Consider the following 16,605-nt stretch of genomic DNA (forward strand, 5'->3'; position numbering starts at 1 on the left):
ATCAATTTTAGTTTTCACTATTACCTTATCTACAAAACACGCGATCTATTAAACACGCGCACAAAACCTATCTAAGCCGTTAAAATTGGCTCTAACACGTGCCACAGTTGTGGAATCTCAGAAAAGCCATCTTTTGCTGTGAAATGCCCGGCTTCTTTCACTTCATAAATTTGTGCATTTATAAAATTGCCCAATTGGATCGCAACCGGTGGCGGCACGATAGGATCATTGGATGAAATCAAGCTGATACAAATCGGCATATAGGTCTGTAAAACACCGCTATCCATTTTTGCACGTTGAATAAATGCGGTTAATTCAGGTTGTGTCGGTAAACTACTTTTAAAACCTGACACAAAAACGCCCGCTTTAATCCGTGTGCCATGCTGTTCAAAATATTGATTGAGATAATGCAGCGTAGTTAAGCACCCCAAACCATGGGCAATCACAATGGTATTTTCATCCAAATCAGGCATTTGCAACGCTAGAAATTTCTGCCAATGGTCAAAATCAGGTTGTGCTGCATTTGCCATAACGATGCGTCGAGAATAATGTCCTGCTTCTTGCAGCTTTCGTCCCAACCAAGGAAACCAATGATCATTCGGCGAAGTATCATGACCATGAACAATATAGATCTTTTGGCTTTCTGGCGTATGCGGTGTATTCATGATTTGATTCTTATTCTAGGTGATTATTTTTAGTGAAGCTTTCAATTTGCAGTTCGGCAAATTTTCACCTCTGTTTTAAACCTGCCACCTACACGCTCTCAATGTCAATTTGGCATCTTTTTGTAATGATTTAGCTCAGTTCGGTATCTATCGGCTCGTATAGCCAGATTCCCTCATCCAGTACTTGCTATCAAATGCACTCGATCACTTTGCTTGAGCGTACAGTCTCGTTAAATTTCAGCCATAAAAAAAGGCGCTGAATGCGCCTTTTTTTAAGTCCAAATTACTTCGGATCTTTACTGCCGAACAATGGACCCATGCCACCGCCGCCAAATTGTTTTTGCATATTGCCCAATGATTTCATCATTTTTGCCATACCTGTTGGGTTGGCAAACTTCTTCATCATTTTCGCCATTTGCGCATGTTGCTTAATGAGTTTATTCACTTCCGCAACATCCATACCACAGCCTGCTGCAATACGTTTTTTACGGCTTGGATTCATCAAGTCTGGGTTACGACGTTCTTTAATGGTCATCGATTGAATAATCGCTTCCATTTTCTTCACTTGCTTTTCAGGATTTGCTTGTGCAATTGCATCTTGAATCCCTGAGTTGCTCATGCCTGGAAGTTTATCCAGGAAGCCCATCATGCCGCCCATTTTGTTCATTTGTTCAAACTGCATCAGCATATCTTCAAAGTTGAAGCTACCGCCTTTTTGCAGTTTTTTCGCCATTTTTTCGGCTTTTTCTTTGTCGATTTTACGTTCAACTTCTTCGACCAAAGAAAGTACGTCACCCATACCCAAAATACGCTGTGCGATACGTTCAGGATGGAATGGCTCTAGGGCATCGAGTTTTTCCCCCATACCCAAGAATTTGATTGGCTTACCAGTAATGGCACGAACAGAAAGTGCTGCACCACCACGTGCATCACCATCCGTTTTTGTCAGGATCACACCCGTCAAAGGCAAGGCATCATTAAAGGCTTTTGCCGTATTCGCCGCATCCTGACCAGTCATGGCATCAACCACGAACAATGTTTCAGTCGGCTTAATCGCTGCATGCAGCTCTTTAATTTCATCCATCATTTCGTCGTCTACATGTAAACGACCTGCTGTATCGACAATCAAGACATCAGCAAATTGAATTTTTGCTTGCTCAATCGCACGATTTGCGATGGTAATTGGTTTTTCGTCTGCGCTTGATTCAAAGAAAATCGCGCCAACTTCACCAGCAACTGTTTGTAGCTGTTTAATCGCCGCTGGACGATAAACATCGGCAGACACCATTGCTACTTTTTTCTTTTGACGTTCTTGTAAGAAACGTGCAAGTTTTGCCGCAGTGGTTGTTTTACCCGCACCTTGCAAACCTGCAAGAAGCACAACAACTGGTGGTTTTGCCGCTAGGTCTAGGCTTTCATTCGCCTCACCCATCATTTTGGTCAATTCGTCATGAACGATTTTGACGAAAGCCTGCCCCGGTGATAACTGAGTCATCACTTCTTGGCCCAATGCTTCTTCCTTAACTTTCGCGATGAATTCACGAGTTACAGGTAACGCAACATCGGCTTCAAGAAGTGCCATACGTACTTCGCGTAACGTATCTTTAATATTGTCTTCGGTTAGCTGCCCTGAGCCAGTAACATTTCTTAAACTCTGCGTGAGTCGTTCTGTTAAGGTATCAAACATTGCAAAATCCGCTTAAAATAGCCATGAGCAAAAAATTGTTTCTTAAAATAGAAAATTTATGCATAGAATGCTATAGGATACTTTAGTTCTTGCAGAATTTATATAAATGAATATTCAACATCCTGAAAAAGGTTTGACATGATCAGTCTCCCCTTGGTTTACACGATCCTAGCATTAATCGCTTATACCACGTCTTTTTGGTATTTATTCAGCCATTTAATGTCTAAACGTGCGCCGAACCATTGGTTTATTGGTGTTGTACTTGGTTTAGGCATGTTATTGCATGCAGGTGTTTTATATAACGACATGTTGACGCCTATGGGTGTGAACTATGACGTGTTCAACCTGATGTCATTTACTTCAGGTCTCATGCTATTGCTCAGTGTGTTATTTAGTACCTATCGACCTGTGCTTGCAATGAACCTGTTAGGCATCCCTGTGGCAGCGACGGGGTTGATTTTAGGCTTCGCTTTTAGTCGACAAAATCAATTTATAGAGCAACATTCGCTGGGTTTAGACATCCATATTATTTTGTCGCTTTCCGCGTATGCCGTCCTGCTGATGGCAACTATTCAAGCGGTCATTTTGCGCTTACAAGATCGTGAACTGAAAAACAAACAGAAAAAACGTGTATGGGTGAGCTTGCTTCCATCCTTCCAAGCCATGGAATCTTTGCTATTTGATTTATTGATTGCTGGTTTTGCACTACTGACCGTAGCGCTTGGGTTTGGTTTCTTCACCATCGATAACTTCTTTGCACAGCATTTGGCGCATAAAACAGCCTTTAGCATTATTTCATGGTTCGTCTATGGAGCTTTGCTCATTGGACACTATCGATTTGGTTGGCGTGGTCAAAAAGCCATTCGCTTTACCATTATTGGTTTTTGTCTCTTGGCAGTTGGCTTTATTGGCTCTAAGTTTATTTTAGAAATGGTTTTGGGCCGCTAAGTCGACGATGAAATGATTTTAAGTTTTATAAAGAAGTAAGTTTTATTACGAAGGGAGCTAAGGCTCTCTTTTTTATAGCTTGATTATTCACACAGAAATAACAGGCATAAAAAAAGCGCTATACAGCGCTTTTTTTTCATTACGTCTAAATTATAGAGCAACGATGTTTACAGCATTCGGGCCTTTTTGACCTTGAGCGATGCTGAAAGAAACCTTTTGGCCTTCTTGCAAAGTTTTGAAGCCAGAACCAGTGATTTCGCTGAAGTGAGCAAAAACGTCAGGACCGTTGTCTTGTGCAATAAAACCGAAACCTTTAGTTTCGTTGAACCATTTAACTGTACCAGTAACTGTATTAGACATAATAATACCTATTAATTTGTTGATTTAGCCATTGGATGATGACTGACTATAACTTGGAAAATAATAAAGAATTGAACTTCATTTCTGTAAAAAACGAAGGATTATGACTAACACTGCGATACTTAAAGAAAATTTACGAAACAATACTTTTTTTCTAGTTGCAGCCATCATACATGAAATCTTAAAAGATTCAAGCACAGTATATGTTGTTGATTCCATTAAAAAACAACAGTAAAAGCCATCTTCTTATTATTACTATCCATCTGTATTTACTCATTTTATTGTTTAAGTTTTATGTCAGTCAAGACATTACGACTTTGGTCCTAATTTCACCAAATAATTACATAAAATCTTGTGATTTCGTATTCCGCGTCACCAAAAGCACAAAACCTAGACATCCCTTTCAAAACCACGTATAACTCCGTTTTTCAATTTTTGGCTGTGTGACCGTGAAACTTGTTCTTGCGCCGATGGAAGGCTTAACCGACCCAATTATGCGAGATGTGTTGACGCATGTGGGGAGTTTTGACTGGTGTGTAACCGAGTTTATCCGTGTCACGGACTCTGTCCTGCCCGACCATATTTATCATAGCTATTGTCCCGAACTGAACAATGCAGGCAAAACTGCAGCAGGAACACCAGTTCATGTACAGTTCTTAGGTAACAATCCGACTATGCTCGCGGCAAATGCTGTACGCGCGGTAGAACTTGGTGCCCCTGCGATTGATATGAACTTTGGTTGCCCTGCAAAAACCGTCAACCGCCACCGTGGTGGTTCAGTTCTGCTAGATGAGCCAGAAGTGGTGTATGAGTTAGTCAAAGCTGTGCGTGATGCTGTTCCGAGTCATATTCCTGTATCGGCAAAAATGCGTTTGGGTTATATGGACCGTAACTTCACCATGGAAAATGCGCATGCCATCGAAGATGCAGGAGCTGCATGGGTTACAGTCCATGCGCGAACCAAAGCCGATGGTTATACCCCGCCTGCCTTTTGGGATCAGTTGCAACCCATTCGTGAAGCATTGAAAATTAACGTGATTGCCAACGGTGAAATTTGGAACAATGCCGATGCCAAACAGTGCCAACTCGAATCGGGTTGTGAAGACCTGATGATTGGTCGTGCTGCAGTGACCACCCCTGACATTACACAGTGTATTCGTCGTAATACCGATGAGCCGCTGATTACATGGTATGAACTACTTGGCTTACAAATTCGTTTCTTAAATGGTTCGTATAAAAAAGAAATGAATATGGTCGGTCGTTATAAACAATGGCTCGGCATGATGTCAAAACATTACCCAGAAGCCAAAGTCCTTTGGGATGAAGTAAAACGTGTCAAACCACTCGATGAAATCGTGGAAAAACTCAAAGCCGGTATGTAAGTTTTAAAACACATATCTCAGCGTAGCCGCAAAGCCTTTGAACACGCCTACAGTGTTCAAAGGCTTTGTTGTTTGGCAAACTCTAAAATTGCATCGATCTCATCTGCCAAAAACTCTTTTGGGTGTTCCGAAGTCGGGTTCATCACCAAGCTTGCGCCTTTGGTAATCGCAAATAATTTTTCCGCACTGATCATGACAAACTCTGCATCTGCGCCAACATCCTGTTGAAGCATCGCAAGACTCAGAAAGAACGGAATGGCTTGCTCGCCCTGCTCCGTTTCCATCAATTGAAAATGCAGATGCTGCTCAGCATCACGCTCGCCCAAACAATATACTTGGCTGGCTAAAAGTTGCTGATAAAAGTCTTGGTATTGCTCAGGATGATCTAAAGTCGATTCATAAAGATGTTGAAGCGTGTCGTTCATTGTTATTGTCCGTCTATTTTTATCATTCAGATACTGTTCACAATCCACAGCATACAGGAAGTTTATGAATTATGCCGTTGATTTAAATCTTCAACATGCTGTCGATTTGTTTTCCACGATTTTTCTAAAATTTCTTTTTCTAAACGCAACTGAATTCGTTTAAGTTTCATTTCAGAGAGCACGGGTTGCTGAAAAGTTTGAACATAGTCCACCCAAGCTGTACCCCGAAAAACATTCGACGGCATCTCTGTTTTAAACACCGCTTCAGGCATAAAAACAATCACAGAATGCATATTGTCTTTATCCACAATATCGCTCAACACCTGTTCTAACACTTTCATATGTTTATAATTTTGGTGAATCGGATTTTGAAATTTAAAACTTTTTTTATAAATCTTTTGCGTCCATTGTTTTTGTCTCTCGCTCCCAAAAATCCAGCCCTTATAGTTTTTAGTTTCAATCACAAACACACCAAATGGGCTTAAAAGAAGATGATCAATTTGAGTTGTAGCTCCTTCGCCATCTGGTAAGGTCAAATCATTTAACAATATATAATGGTCTTTCAAATAAAGTTTGACATGAACGGCGACAGCAAACTCCCCCATTTTCCCCTTTAAATAAGGTTTAAATGCTTTGATTGCCCCCACAATCAGTAACAATGGAATTAGCCACCACAACGTCGAAATGAAGGGTGCAAAGATTTGAGAAATATTCATTAATTTGATTCATTATTTTAAATAAGTATATTTTCTATTTTATTGTAATTTCTCAATTTTTAACAATATTTCTTTATTTTCTAGACCACCCGCAAAACCCACTAATTTTCCATTTGCGCCCACGACACGATGACAAGGTGCAATAATTGAAATTGGATTTTTACCATTGGCTGCACCGACAGCACGTACGGCTTTGACATTGCCGATCTGCTCTGCAATTTGTTTATAGCTGCGAGTTTCTCCAAAAGGAATCGTCAGTAAAGCTTGCCAAACTTGTTGCTGAAATGCGGTGCCTTCAAAGTCTAGCGGCAAGTCAAATTGCTGTCTTTTACCTGCAAAATATTCATTTAATTGCTGTGCGGTTTTGAGCAAAATCGGGTGTTGCAGATCTTCAACCAAAGCCGCCAATCGCACACGATTAGGGTTTTCATTTTCCCAAAGAACAGCCACCAATGCGGTTTCATGTGCAACAAGTTTTAATTGTCCAACGGGTGAATCTAAAAACTGATAAGAAAGTTGCATGACATACTCCAAGCTCAAAATCGCAACACTTCATTATTCAGGAGGACGATAATTTCATCAAGACCAGTCCTGAAATAATCAGTACTGCAGCTAGCATGCGCATGGCATTGGCAGGCTCACCCAATACAACGATGCCGAGGATAAATGAACCCACTGCACCGATGCCTGTCCACACCGTATAGGCTGTACCTAGCTGTAAGGATTTCATTGCATAAGACAACAAAGCGAAACTTGCGATCATGAAAACAATGGTCAAAATACTGGGCGTCAGTTTGCTAAAGCCTTCAGAGACTTTCATACAATAGGCCCAAACCACCTCAAGCAATCCCGCTACAATTAATAAAACCCAAGCCATATTTTTACCCAAAAAAAAAGCACAGGGGCCAATGACCGCTGTGCTTTAGAACATATTAACTTGAAGATAACTTCATCAAAATTAGACCAGAAATGATCAGTACCGCGGCTAACATCCGCATAGCAGTTGCAGGCTCACCAAGTATAAAAATACCCACGAGAAAAGAGCCAATCGCGCCGATTCCAGTCCAAATGGTATAAGCTGTTCCCAGAGGCAACGTTTTCATGGCATAGGCCAATAAACCAAAGCTCAGGATCATAAAAAATAAAGTGATTAAACTTGGGCCAAGTTTTGTAAAGCCTTCTGAGAGCTTCATCGAATAGGCCCAAACGATTTCAAAAATACCAGCGAATACCAAAACAACCCAGGCCATGATGCCTTCCTCCATATTAGTAGAGTCAGGTCGTCCTGACGATTTTTCTTACTGGCTTTGATCAAAGATGTAAGGGAGGTCGTTCCTCCGAATATTGTCTCAGTATAGCAAATATGCTGAATTTTAGTGCAGTCTTTACATTTTTTGACCAAATTCAGGGCGTTATTCAGTTGAGTAAAACTCTATGCAGATGATTTGCGCCAAAACATAGCATGTCTGTTCAAAGGACAAATTCAGAGATAAAAAAAGGCATCACCAAAACCTGTTGATGATGCCCCCTTTATTTGGCCTATTTGACTGTTAGAACTTCAGACGAAGTCCTGCGCCATACCACCATTGTTTTTCACTTCCAGTTTCAGCTTGCCGTGCCGTATGCTGATTTCCTTTTTCATAGCTGTAAGCAACATCGATAAAGGGCATTAACTTTTTATTGATTTCATAGCGTGTTTCTAGCCCTAGCCATACAGAACTGAGTCCTGTTTTTTGTGCATAGGCAGAATCATCACTCAGCACCACATCTAGGTTTAGATACGGTTTTAAAATCAATTTTTGCGTCAGCAGCAGATCACGTTCGGTTTCCAAAGAAAAACTCACCTGTTTATCTGCACCAAGATATAGATAAGCATCAGTTTCAAAGAAATACGGTGCCAGACCATGCAGACCCACCACAACATCTAACTGTTCCTTGTCCGTCACTTGATGTTCATCGACACGATAACGTGCGCCAATTTGCGCATCCCAAAAGTCGGAGATCATACGGCTATACATCAATTGAGCCGCATAATCTGCATCTTGAGATTCTGCTTTATCGGCATGTAGTTTGATGAAGAGCTTATTTTCATCGGTCCCGATTCGACTCTCAATTTCGGTCTTTAAACTTCCACGGCCATCGGCATTATTGAGCCATCGATTGTCTATTTCGGTCGCTTGATAAATCTGTCCACCATGTTCACGCTTATGATCAATGGGATGCTGCGCAGAAGCAGCACGTGACGCAATAGATGATGTATTTGCATGTTCTACATGTTCTACATGTTCTACTGTATGCTCCATCTTGTTCGATTCGATCCTTGTTTGTATCACTTGATGCGACGAATCATGTGAGGAATGCGATTCATGTTGAGATGATATCGGCATGCTGTGATGTGCATCTTGCGCCATGGTCATTTGAGTGACCGATGCCAAAGCTAAACTTAGAACCGTATATGTGCATGGTTTAATGATGCGCATGAGACACCTCCTTTTTCGGCACAGATGCTGTTTTAGTATTCTCCGCGACATTTGCGACCACAAGTTTATTCATCATCCCTGCAGACATGTGATACAGCAAGTGACAATGAATCGCCCATTCCCCTAATTCATTGGCCGTTAACAGAGCCGTGACAGTTTTCCCCGGCGGCACAATCACCGTATGTTTATTTGGCATTTCAGAAGACACTTGCCCATTTTCCAATTGCATAAACATGCCATGTAAATGCATCGGATGCGCCATCATGCTGTCATTGACAAATTTCAATCGAATTCGCTCACCATATTTCACCTGCAGTGGTTCGGCTTCACTGAATTTTTTGCCATTCATGGTCCACATGTAGCGTTCCATCGTTCCACCCAAATGAATAACCAAATCTTGCGTCGCTTCACGTGTATCAGGCTGCGGGGTTAACGCTTTTAAATCACTATATTGCAAGGCCTTATCACCGACAGGTGTTGAAGCATTGGCCCAACCCATAACCGTTGCTGAATTTTCAACTGCATGCATCTCTCCTTTAGACTGTGCATGATCCATCGCTGCATGCGTATCATGTTTCATGGATGAATCCATTGAAGAGTGGTTCATTGAAGAGTGGTTCATTGATGAATGATCCATCACACTATGATCCATATTGGCATGCGCCGTATCTGACATGTTCTGTTTATGAATGTCTGGATGTTGCATAGTAGTATGCGCAGGCATTGGGGAATGGTCCATGTCATGCCCCATAGCGGCATGATCATGTACTTGATTCGGCTGAATCTTTGACTGATTTTCAGTATGCGCGTTGTGCTCATGAGCATTCGCTTGCTGGATTGCTGAAGTTTGGGTTGAGCCTGTAGTAGTATGTCCCATATTGCTATGATCCATACCTGACATTGAACCATGGCCCATATCTTCCATGGTCAACAAAGCGCGTGGTCGAGCTTTTGGCATGTGAATGCCTGAGTGCTGAGGCTGCGTTTCATCATGTAAAGTGCCTATCGCAAATCCTGTCCGATCAATCGATTCAGCTTCAATCTGATAATGCGCAGACTTAGGCTCTACGATCACATCGTAGGTTTCCGCTGCACCAATACGGAATTCATCAACATCGACTGGTTTGACCGCTTGACCGTCTGCACTGACCACCGTCATTTTGAGCTGAGGAATACGCACATCAAAAAACGACATAGCCGCAGCATTTACAAAACGAAGTCTGACTTTTTCATTGGGCTTAAACATCCCCGTCCAGTTCTGCTGTGGTGTTTTGCCATTCACTAAAAACGTATAACCCGTGACATCAGACAAATCCGTTTTCAGCATACGCATCTGATTCCACATCGAACGATCTTGCCAAGTGTTTTTTAAACCCGTTCGTTTAATTTGCGTCCATACATCTGAAACTGTTTCACGTTGATTTTGATAGTATTCGGCAGACTTTTTCAGATTTGCCATAATCTCAGCGCTAGATGATTCATGAAAATCCGACAGCATGACCACATAATCACGTTGCGATTGTTCATGTGCGGCAAGTGCTTGTTTACCTTTCGGATAAATTACCAAAGCGCCATACAATCCGTCTTGTTCTTGGCCTTTGGAATGAGCGTGGTACCAATAGGTTCCGCTTTGACGGACTTTAAATTTGTAAGTAAAGCTGCCATCCGGCTGAATTTCATTGAAACCATTAAAACCGGGTACACCATCCATTAAACCGGGCAGCAATAGACCATGCCAATGCACCGAGGTATTTTGTTTTTTGAGCTGATTATGCACATGGATGACCGCATCATCGCCTTCTTCAAACTCCAGTAAAGGTGCTGGAAACTGACCATTGACACTGATTTTTTTGACCGCTTTACCTGTCAAATTGATGGTCTTTTCATCAATATTCAGATGATATTCTTTAATGGCTGCAAACGCCCACATTGGAGACAGCAGACACACCCCGAGCACGAGGCATGATTTATATAAACTAGACATGACTTAACCTTTATAAAATAACGAAAAAACGTATTTAAAACTCAGGTTAAGCTTGCGGAGGTCTTAAAATTTCTTGCCAAAAGCCTTTTAAATGCTGTCCAGCAAAAATGAAACGAGGAGGTTCTGCATAGTGATGCACATGGAAGGTCTGCAATGCGACCAAGGCGCTATCGACATAAGAGGTACTGATTTGGCAATGTGCGAGTGTACAGTCCTGACAGTCTGTACTTTGTGTTGTTGAATGATGCGCCTGACCATCTTGCAGTGCAGATGTCGCATCTGAAGATTGATGACAATCCATCGTTAAAATGACTTCAGGTGTTGCTTGCTTGCCATGATGTACTGCATGCTCAGGAGCAGCTTGCCGCTGATTTTGATGGCAATTTGTCATATTTAAATGCGAAGGATCAGCATGTGCTGCATGAACTGATGCCTGATGGGCATTTGCGTTCATCATTTGTTGATGTTGAAAATTTTGCTGAGCACCGACCACACTGCTCCACCCCATGACAAACGCCATGAGCCAAGCAAAGGCAAGATACTTACGCAAAAAATTGAACAATTTAGTACCCTAATTCAACCCAATGATGCACATGTGACAACATGTCCCTATTAACACATCTTTAGAAACATCACGCAATCGGCTCAGCTGAAATCCGCATGAAACACCATGATGATATTATTTACGATTCAAATGCAATCACATGACATTTGTATCAACATGACATGCAGCTCGACCGATTTATCCATCATGAACGATACATTCAGAAATATCTAAAAGCATTATCCAGTGCGATCGATGATGTGTTTTGCCAGTCGCAGCGTACCTCAATAGTTGCTAACAGCATAATTAATTGTGCAGTTATTCACAACAGTTTTAAATTTATTGCGCTGTCATAAAAATCAGCGCATATCTTCCAATTAAAACATAAAAGTTATTTTTTAAACTGATTAATTATTTACCATAGATTAATAAACATACAGCACTTCAAACACTTTACCCCATAAAAAAAAGGACTCAATTGAGTCCTTTTTATACTTAATACGTCTAATTATTAAACCATTGATGCACAATCGTTTATAATTTATCCAAGTTATCCATATAGTTATCTACACAGATATCCATACAGTTATCCATATAGTTATCCACAAGCAAGGAATAACTTATACCCAAAGACTTAAGCCTCTTGAGCATGCACTTTTGCCAACTCTGAACGCATGTCATCAATTACAGCTTTATAATCAGGCTTACCAAAAATCGCTGAACCAGCCACAAACATATCTGCACCAGCTTCAGCAATGTCACGGATATTGGCTGGAGTAACACCACCATCCACTTCTAAGCGAATATCACGACCTGAAGCATCAATAATTTTTCGTGCTTGACGCAGCTTTTCCAAGGTCATTGGAATGAACTTTTGACCACCAAAACCTGGGTTCACACTCATCAACAAGACTTGGTCAACTTTATCTAAAACGTAGTCTAAATAATGCAGAGGTGTCGCAGGGTTAAACACCAAGCCCGCTTGCGCACCGCCAGATTTGATTAACTGTAAAGAGCGGTCAATGTGGTCAGTCGCTTCTGGGTGGAAAGTGATGATATCTGCGCCAGCTTCCAAGAAATCACCAATCATACGGTCTACCGGCGAAACCATTAGATGCACATCAATTGGCGCCTTAATGCCGTATTTTTTCAATGCCTTACAAACGCCCGCACCAAAAGTTAAGTTCGGTACATAATGATTATCCATGACATCGAAATGAACAACATCTGCACCGGCTTCTAGAACGTTTTCAACTTCTTCACCTAAGCGCGCAAAGTCTGCTGACAAAATTGAAGGTGCGATTAAGAATGGCTTGGACATGAAAAACCTAGCTTTGAAAAGGGAGTGATTGACGCATTATAGCAAATTGTCCCCCTATTCGCTGCCCACGCCCTCAGTCGTTTTTTCGATACTGATGATTGAGATCTCTATAATAAAAAAACCTAGGATGAACTGATGTTACGCAGTAATATCAGAAGCGTAATTGGTTCAAATAAAAGAAAGATACGCGGTAACGTCATCCGCATTTGTTTGAGACAGCACTACTTCTCATCAAATTTTTTTTGCAATACTCTAAATAAATAGACGCTAGAGAGCGAGTTTTGCGGTGAGGAGCATTGCTCCGCAAGATGGTTTCCTTGCGAAGCTTCGCATCTCATTTTGCCTAATGAGAAACATCGTTTCGTAAGAGTACCTCCAGCCGAAGGCTAATCCCTTTATTTAAGCCCTAGATGTAAGACTCCGTCGAATTGACTTAAATATCATTTTAAAAATGCAAAATTATTTTTTGCGTGCGTAACATCAGTGATTAATATGGATAAAGATCTCAGGGATAGAAACACAGCGTTGCATATTTAGACTTAACGAGCATCTATGTACTTTGCTAAGTTAAAGGACTGACGGCTTAATAATAAAATTGCATTTATGAAAAGTTCAACACAAATCACCACCGCCCAAGCAGCACGTGTTGCTAAACGCTTAGTCAATCATTGGAAACATAAATTTGAAGTCAATGAACAGCTCATTGGAGAAAATACTGCATTCAAGATTCAACTGCCCTCTGCAGAGGTCAGTCTTTTACCACAAGTTGCATTTTTAGATGTGGTGATTTCAGCCCAAGATCCAAGTGCAAATCTAGATCAATTGGAACATGTGGTTTTAGATCATTTGATCCGCATGGGGCAAGAAGAACTCAGTGCAACATGGCAACGTGAACCGTAGTCTACGTGGCCATATTGTTAAAGCCTTTTACTCAATGCTGATGTGATTGATAATTTCTAACTGCATCAATACGGGCTTTCGTCGCTGGGTGTGACTCAAAGAAGTCTGTCCAAGATCTCTGATCTTTGGCAGTTTCATCCCTTGTACCTTTCTCTTTTGTTGTTTCACCATCAGCTTCATCTTCCATACGTTGTAAGAAGTTTGCAAAATGTGCCGTTGGAATTTGATGTTTTGAAAGTTGTTTTAAGGCATATAAATCTGCTTCAGATTCAAAGTCTCGTGAGTAGCTCGCACCCACCGCAGCTACCGGTAAACTGGTGAGAATATCTGAACCATCTCCTGTTATCATCAACAAAATAATACTGATGCCTAAACCTGACAAACTTTGCTGCAAACTATGGCGTTGAACTAAATGCCCCTGCTCATGTGCAAGTACACCAATTAACTCATAATCATTTTTCGCTAATTTAACCAACTCATCTGTCACGATAATGGTGTTATTGGGTATCGCCAATGCATTTGCACCGATGCTACCACCACCACGAAATAACAACTTCGCAGGTCGATTTTCAGCCACCAATTGTTGATATTCTTGCTTCAACTTGTCTTGGCGTGCTTGTGGTAATTTTGTGGGTTCAGTCATATCGATAATATATTTTTCCGCCTGATCCCCCCAACTCTTTAACGCTGTCTCAGGAAGTTGATTGGCCACCACATGCGACGCCGCAGGTATACCCCATTTAATCAATACAAAAGCAAACGCCACCACGAAAATCACACTAAAAATGATTAGAGAAGGTGACCGTTCTAACTTCCAAATCGAATGCCAACGCGACTTTACGTCGAGATTAAACCACTCTGGCAAAGGTTGATGAAACTCTAAACGAGCATCATCCTTTAACTCAATCACTGGCTGAATATCACCTAAAGCACCGATCAGCGTCATATCTTGATAGGTGTAGTGCTGCGTTTGTTCTAGGTCTTGACCATAACGCACAATCACAGCATGTTCCCCATCTGCACTGATTTGAGCAACAAAGGGTTTTGACACTTTCCCATCATAATAGGTTGCATTCACTACTGATGTTTTCATGTAATTCACCTGCGTTATAAGGAAATATCTAGGTCAAAAATATCGGATAATTCTTCAGCAATTGCATTGTGATCTTGCTGCATTTGATTTTGTAATTGGTCAGGATCATCGACCAACATTAAGTGCAAAGATTCAGTCTGATATTTATATAGTCGTACAACTGCCCATGGTGTCAGTAAACCGAGGCTAATCACTTTAGCCAACCAATTACTCAAGACAATCCATGCATAACGCCATTGATTACAGTCCGTATGAAACTGACTGCGACTCAACGTGGTGTTATTCCAAGTGGTAATAAAAATACGTGCAGCTGTGAGTGGCCAAATAAACATATAGCCAATCAAATACATCCCAAAAATAATGAAGACATAAGATGCGTCATTTAAACCATCTGAACTACCAAACAGTATTGCAAAGATCACTGCCAGCAATGCACCAAAGCCCATAAACAGAAATAAAGGCACATACATGGCGCGCATATAATCGCCCCACGTATTATTCAGATTAAATTTCAACTGACCAAGATACAAATGATTCAGACATTCACGTTTATATAGCCAAACCGCAACAGGTGTAAACAAACCGAGGGTAAAGACAACTACCGCAAGACATTTAACAAAGCACCAATATGCGCTTTTATTTGTCCCAGAAAAAAAGAATCGGCTATTACTAAACTTACTGTTGCGAGCACGGAAACGAATCGTAGATCGAATGAGCCAAGGAACTGCGAAAAAGATCAGGACAAAGCCCGCTAAGAAAGCTTCCCAAGAATATTTTGCAGCAAAAGAGAAACCACCATAGACCACTAGCGCAATGATGCGTCCAACTAAAATTTTTGTAGGCAAACCAGTAAAGTCAAAACGACGCTGAAATACCCAAGTATTACCGTAAAAATAACGTAAACGGCGGACCTTTGCCCAAGGCGCATAAAGTCCAAGCGTGACAATCGTCAGTAAGATATTCACAATCCAAATACCGAAATATTCAGACGCATTACCTTTAAACCTAAAATGATAATTTCGTCCCAAAACATCAGCCTGTTCTGTCTCACCAAATAGACTCGGTGGATTCATCACGGGCAGCTCTGGCGGAAGCGGCGTTTCCATTTGTGAATTTTGCATAAGTACCCTAAATTATTTTTTTTGGTATGTCGAATTTATTCATTTGCATGGCAATGCACATCACCATGCTTTATTTATACGTATATCAAAGCAAGCTATGCCTCAATATTTTTTTTAACCACTGGCTTTTAAATTAATGAACTACTGTTTGCAATTGGACAGCGTGAAATTGCAAATGATCGTCCATAAAACTTTGAATAAAATAATACCCATGATCATAGCCAACATGTTCACGCAGTTCGAGTGGCTGCCCAACTTGCTCACACGCTTGCTGAAACAACATCGGATTTAACTGGCTATAAAATTGATCATCAATGCCTTGGTCAATCAAAATGGCTTTAAACAAAGCCCCTTTAGTTTGCACTAAAGCCGTAGCATCATGCGAAAGCCACTGCTGACGGTCTGAACCTAGATATTGACTAAAGGCTTTTTCGCCCCAAGGACACTGACTCGGCGCACAAATCGGTGCAAAAGCAGAAACCGATTTAAACAGGTCAGGATGCTTCAACGCTAAAGTTAATGCACCATGACCGCCCATACTATGTCCGAATATGCCAATCGCACCCTTTTGTACCGGAAATTTAGCCTGTACCAACGAATACAATTCTTCAGTGATAAAACGTTCCATTTGATAATGCTCGGCCCAAGGTTGTTCCGTTGCATTAATATAAAAGCCTGCGCCTTGCCCAATATCCCAATGATCGCCTTGCGCCACCTGTTCCCCACGTGGAGAAGTATCAGGGCTGATTAAAATCAGGCCAAGCTGCGCAGCTAAACGCTGAGCATGCGCTTTAATGGCAAAGGTTTCTTCAGTACAGGTTAATCCCGCCAAATAAAACAATGCAGGACACGCTTGGCCTTGCAAGGCTGTTTCTGGCAGAAAAATACCAAACTTTGTTGGGGTTTTTAGACTTGAAGAATCCAATTGATAAATGCGCTGTTCACCCGCAAAACAAGTATTTCGTTGTACTAATTCCAT

At 41.2% G+C, this 16,605-nt stretch carries 18 protein-coding genes; 3 read left to right on the plus strand and 15 right to left on the minus strand.

Annotated features, from left to right (window positions below; all coding sequences use genetic code 11):
- Nucleotides 1-71: 71 nt before the first annotated feature.
- Complete coding sequence (locus FTT77_RS14135) at nt 72-665, minus strand: alpha/beta hydrolase (protein WP_168378521.1); 594 nt, start codon at nt 663-665, stop codon at nt 72-74.
- A 283-nt stretch (nt 666-948) separates the two neighbouring features.
- On the minus strand, nt 949-2,352 hold the full coding sequence (gene ffh, locus FTT77_RS14140) for a signal recognition particle protein (RefSeq protein WP_078191163.1): 1,404 nt from the start codon (nt 2,350-2,352) through the stop codon (nt 949-951).
- Between the two features lie 138 nt (nt 2,353-2,490).
- On the opposite strand from ffh, the gene FTT77_RS14145 reads away from it, so the two are divergent.
- Nucleotides 2,491-3,300 carry an inner membrane protein YpjD gene (locus FTT77_RS14145; protein WP_078191164.1) on the plus strand — a complete coding sequence of 270 codons (810 nt, stop codon included), beginning with the start codon at nt 2,491-2,493 and terminating at the stop codon, nt 3,298-3,300.
- Nucleotides 3,301-3,450: 150 nt separating this feature from the next.
- On the opposite strand, the gene FTT77_RS14150 is transcribed toward FTT77_RS14145, so the two are convergent.
- On the minus strand, nt 3,451-3,660 hold the full coding sequence (locus tag FTT77_RS14150; RefSeq protein WP_067761877.1) for a cold-shock protein: 210 nt from the start codon (nt 3,658-3,660) through the stop codon (nt 3,451-3,453).
- Between the two features lie 449 nt (nt 3,661-4,109).
- Here FTT77_RS14150 and FTT77_RS14155 point away from each other — a divergent pair, with 449 nt between their 5' ends.
- Nucleotides 4,110-5,042 (plus strand): tRNA-dihydrouridine synthase, encoded by a 933-nt coding sequence (locus FTT77_RS14155; RefSeq protein WP_180109456.1) that lies wholly within the window; start codon nt 4,110-4,112, stop codon nt 5,040-5,042.
- Nucleotides 5,043-5,098: 56 nt separating this feature from the next.
- Here FTT77_RS14155 and FTT77_RS14160 read toward each other — a convergent pair whose 3' ends face one another.
- The 9 genes from FTT77_RS14160 to rpe all read right to left on the minus strand — a co-directional run bounded on the left by FTT77_RS14160 (nt 5,099) and on the right by rpe (nt 12,512).
- A complete protein-coding gene (locus FTT77_RS14160) occupies nt 5,099-5,467 on the minus strand; it encodes an SseB family protein (protein WP_078191165.1) in 369 nt (122 codons plus the stop codon).
- Between the two features lie 62 nt (nt 5,468-5,529).
- Complete coding sequence (locus FTT77_RS14165; protein WP_180109457.1) at nt 5,530-6,183, minus strand: nuclease-related domain-containing protein; 654 nt, start codon at nt 6,181-6,183, stop codon at nt 5,530-5,532.
- A 39-nt stretch (nt 6,184-6,222) separates the two neighbouring features.
- The gene (locus FTT77_RS14170; RefSeq protein WP_168378519.1) at nt 6,223-6,705 is read right to left on the minus strand and encodes a methylated-DNA--[protein]-cysteine S-methyltransferase; all 483 of its coding nucleotides are present in this window, start codon (nt 6,703-6,705) and stop codon (nt 6,223-6,225) included.
- Between the two features lie 37 nt (nt 6,706-6,742).
- Entirely contained in the window at nt 6,743-7,060 is a 318-nt protein-coding gene (sugE, locus tag FTT77_RS14175; protein ID WP_180109458.1) for a quaternary ammonium compound efflux SMR transporter SugE, read from the minus strand.
- 55 nt (nt 7,061-7,115) lie between these two features.
- Nucleotides 7,116-7,433: a multidrug efflux SMR transporter gene (locus FTT77_RS14180; protein ID WP_086178605.1), complete on the minus strand. Its 318-nt coding sequence runs from the start codon at nt 7,431-7,433 to the stop codon at nt 7,116-7,118.
- A gap of 300 nt (nt 7,434-7,733) precedes the next feature.
- The gene (locus FTT77_RS14185) at nt 7,734-8,663 is read right to left on the minus strand and encodes a copper resistance protein B (protein WP_180109459.1); all 930 of its coding nucleotides are present in this window, start codon (nt 8,661-8,663) and stop codon (nt 7,734-7,736) included.
- The gene (locus FTT77_RS14190) at nt 8,650-10,647 is read right to left on the minus strand and encodes a multicopper oxidase domain-containing protein (RefSeq protein WP_180109460.1); all 1,998 of its coding nucleotides are present in this window, start codon (nt 10,645-10,647) and stop codon (nt 8,650-8,652) included. The genes FTT77_RS14185 and FTT77_RS14190 overlap by 14 nt, the downstream gene beginning before the upstream one ends.
- A 46-nt stretch (nt 10,648-10,693) precedes the next feature.
- Complete coding sequence (locus FTT77_RS14195) at nt 10,694-11,209, minus strand: hypothetical protein (protein WP_180109461.1); 516 nt, start codon at nt 11,207-11,209, stop codon at nt 10,694-10,696.
- 616 nt (nt 11,210-11,825) lie between these two features.
- On the minus strand, nt 11,826-12,512 hold the full coding sequence (rpe, locus tag FTT77_RS14200; RefSeq protein ID WP_078192356.1) for a ribulose-phosphate 3-epimerase: 687 nt from the start codon (nt 12,510-12,512) through the stop codon (nt 11,826-11,828).
- 603 nt (nt 12,513-13,115) lie between these two features.
- Between rpe and FTT77_RS14205 the strand changes: the two genes are divergently transcribed.
- The gene (locus tag FTT77_RS14205) at nt 13,116-13,412 is read left to right on the plus strand and encodes a DUF2218 domain-containing protein (protein ID WP_180109462.1); all 297 of its coding nucleotides are present in this window, start codon (nt 13,116-13,118) and stop codon (nt 13,410-13,412) included.
- 31 nt (nt 13,413-13,443) lie between these two features.
- Here FTT77_RS14205 and FTT77_RS14210 read toward each other — a convergent pair whose 3' ends face one another.
- The 3 genes from FTT77_RS14210 to fghA form a co-directional block, all read right to left on the minus strand.
- On the minus strand, nt 13,444-14,505 hold the full coding sequence (locus FTT77_RS14210) for a M48 family metallopeptidase (RefSeq protein WP_180109463.1): 1,062 nt from the start codon (nt 14,503-14,505) through the stop codon (nt 13,444-13,446).
- Between the two features lie 14 nt (nt 14,506-14,519).
- A complete protein-coding gene (locus FTT77_RS14215) occupies nt 14,520-15,626 on the minus strand; it encodes a YjgN family protein (protein WP_180109464.1) in 1,107 nt (368 codons plus the stop codon).
- A gap of 133 nt (nt 15,627-15,759) precedes the next feature.
- Nucleotides 15,760-16,605 carry an S-formylglutathione hydrolase gene (gene fghA / locus FTT77_RS14220; protein WP_180109465.1) on the minus strand — a complete coding sequence of 282 codons (846 nt, stop codon included), beginning with the start codon at nt 16,603-16,605 and terminating at the stop codon, nt 15,760-15,762.

The sequence above is a fragment of the Acinetobacter sp. YH01010 genome, assembly GCF_013420775.1.
In the GTDB taxonomy this organism is placed as follows: Bacteria; Pseudomonadota; Gammaproteobacteria; order Pseudomonadales; family Moraxellaceae; genus Acinetobacter; species Acinetobacter amyesii.